This window comes from Bartonella jaculi (genome assembly GCF_039543045.1).
Lineage (GTDB): Bacteria > Pseudomonadota > Alphaproteobacteria > Rhizobiales > Rhizobiaceae > Bartonella > Bartonella jaculi.
Genome location: NZ_BAABIZ010000080.1, coordinates 1 through 2,622 on the forward strand (window position 1 = coordinate 1; position 2,622 = coordinate 2,622).

Here is a 2,622-nt window from a genome sequence, read left to right on the forward strand (position 1 = left end):
GTGGGGGTGCTTTTGATGTTTGTGTGACAAGAAAAGAAGGGGGGAAAAAAGAGCAGGGTGGAAAACATCACGACGAATTGGATCGGCTTTCGAGTGAGGCTTTAAGTGACTGGGAAGAGGATTTAGAGCCCCTTTTAGAGCCTTTTAAAAAGCTTGTGAGAGAGGCTAAAAGTTATGAGGATATCCTTAAAGGCTTGGATGAATTGTTAGGCGAGATGGATCATCATGCCTTGGCAGCACGCTTGGCAAAGGTGCAAATGATTGCGCGGGGACTGGGGTATCATGGATGAGGAACTTTTTAAAACAGCACCCAAAGAGGTCACCCGTTATTTTGCAGCCAAAAATATTGTTCCAAGCTTTGATTGGCGCGATATAGCACCAGAAGAGCATGCCTTTTCCTTTACGGTAGCAAAATCGGTAGGCTATGACATTTTGGATGATTTTAAGCGAGCCGTTGGAGATGCCATAAAGCATCAAGTTCCTTTGCAAGAGTTTCAAAAAAATTTAATGCCGATTTTACAGGAAAAGGGTTGGTGGGGGAAAAAGACCAGCATTGATCCGAAAACGGGTGAAACGCGTGTGGTACAATTGGGGTGCCCGCGGCGTTTAGAAACGGTCTATTGGGCTAATACCATGAGTGCCCATGCGGCAGGTGAGTGGGAGCGCACACAAAATAATAAAGAGTTTTTACCTTATCTTACCTATGCGTTGTCGAGTTCAGAACATAAGCGTTTGGAACATGAAAGTTGGGTGGGGTTTACGGCACCGGTTGATGATCCAGTTTGGGATTGGCTTTATCCGCCCAATGGCTGGCGATGTAAATGCAGTGTGCGGCAGGTAAGCCGTTATGAGGCGGACAATTTAGGCTATGAAGAGGGTGCTGCGCCACCCCATGTGGAGGAGCGGGTTTGGCGCAATAAGCGGACGGGAAAAGTTGAAAAGATACCCGTAGGTATTGATCCTGGTTGGCATTTGAACCCTGGGAAACATCGCGCGCAAAATTTAAGTAATTTTTTGAGTGATAAAGTTTCCCTAATGGGGGACAATCGCAAACGCATTGCCATTGAAGATATTGTGGGCTCACCACTTTTGGAAGCGATGTTTGAAGGACGCATGCCGCGTGGATTTATTCCCATAGCCCCAATGATAGAAAAGGTGCGTGATGTTTTTGGTGGGGACAATTCTCTTATTCGTTTATCTTCAGACAGTGTGAAACATATTTTGTTAGAGCATCAAGCACGTTCCCTTCACTTGGAGGATTTTCGTGGTGCTCTTCAAACACTCATCCGCCCTCATGGTGTTATCAGACGCAAAGATGTGCCGAGTGTTGTGTTTTTTGGTGAAAGTGGTGGGGCGTGGTGGCGCTTTGTGGTCAAATGGGTAGCAAGCAAACAAGAATGGTGGCTGACCTCCATGCATAAAAAGAGCTTTCGCGAAATTCAACGTTTGTTACATGCTGCTGAAAAGAAGGGCGAGAGGTTGTTATAAAGAGAACAACAGGAAGAAAGTCCTATGATTTTAACGGAAAAGAGGCGAGGAAAATGAGAAGGCGTGGAGGGCGGTCAACTCCTCGCAGATCCGGCAAAGCCGTCCTGGTATAACTGGCTCACGCCTCGCGGGTAATCTAACAGTTTAAACATTCAAAAGCAATCTTTTAAAAAACGCGCTTTGAGAGAGGCTTTTTTGTAAAGGCAAGAAAGCGCACACCGCAAAGCTTTGTTGGTTTTTGTGAGAAGAAGCGGTGTGTGAGAAAAATGAGAAGGCGTGGAGGGCGGTCAACTCCTCGCAGATCCGGCAAAGCCGTCCTGGTATAACTGGCTCACGCCTCGTGGGTGATCTAACAGTTTCAACGTTTGAAAGCAATCTTTTAAAAAAACGCGCTTTGAGAGAGGCTTTTTTGTAAAGGCAAGAAAGCGCACACCGCAAAGCTTTGTTGGCTTTGCAAAGAAGGAACTGGTGTGTGGGGAAACATGAGAAGGCGTGGAGGGCGGTCAACTCCTCGCAGATCCGGCAAAGCCGTCCTGGTATAACTGGCTCACGCCTCGTGGATAAGATAACAGTGTAAATGTTCAAAAGCAATCTTTAAAAAAAACGGCTTGGTTGGCTTTGCAAAGAAGGAACCGGTGTGTGGGGAAAAATGAGAAGGCGTGGAGGGCGGTCAACTCCTCGCAGATCCGGCAAAGCCGTCCTGGCAAAACTGGCTCACGCCTCGTGAGTACGCTAACAGTTTAAACGTTTAAAGGCAATCTTTAAAAAAACGCGCCTTGAGAGAGGCTTTTTGTATGGAGTGATAATTTGTACCTCTCACTTCACAATGGCGCTCTATCGCCTTTGAAGTGCCTTTGAAAACGATTTTATGAGAGGGTTTGGTATTGGGGTTTCTCTTACAGGCTATAAGAGGGAAAAAAAGTGCTTTTTTAAAGAAGTGCTCTTTTGACTGACACTGTCAGGCTTATGAGTTGAAGGGGATTTCGTGCATTGTATTGCCAATGATAATTGTAAAGCAATAGGCAATGTATGGAGCAAGAATTTTACGAAGATCAAAAAGAAGGGCAGGCTGAGATATGTCATGACGAGACATTTCATGGCAATTTCATAGATCTTTGCTCAGATCTTACTATT

General features: G+C 45.7%; 1 protein-coding gene and 1 pseudogene. Both read left to right on the forward strand.

Translation table 11 applies throughout. From position 1 onward, the window contains the following. Positions 1 to 290: pseudogene (locus tag ABD915_RS09300) on the forward strand (phage portal protein family protein); the annotation flags it as partial. After that, positions 283 to 1,488 (forward strand): phage head morphogenesis protein, encoded by a 1,206-nt coding sequence (locus ABD915_RS09305; protein WP_345117623.1) that lies wholly within the window; start codon positions 283 to 285, stop codon positions 1,486 to 1,488. The pseudogene ABD915_RS09300 and the gene ABD915_RS09305, both read left to right, overlap by 8 nt. Positions 1,489 to 2,622 lie beyond the last annotated feature (1,134 nt).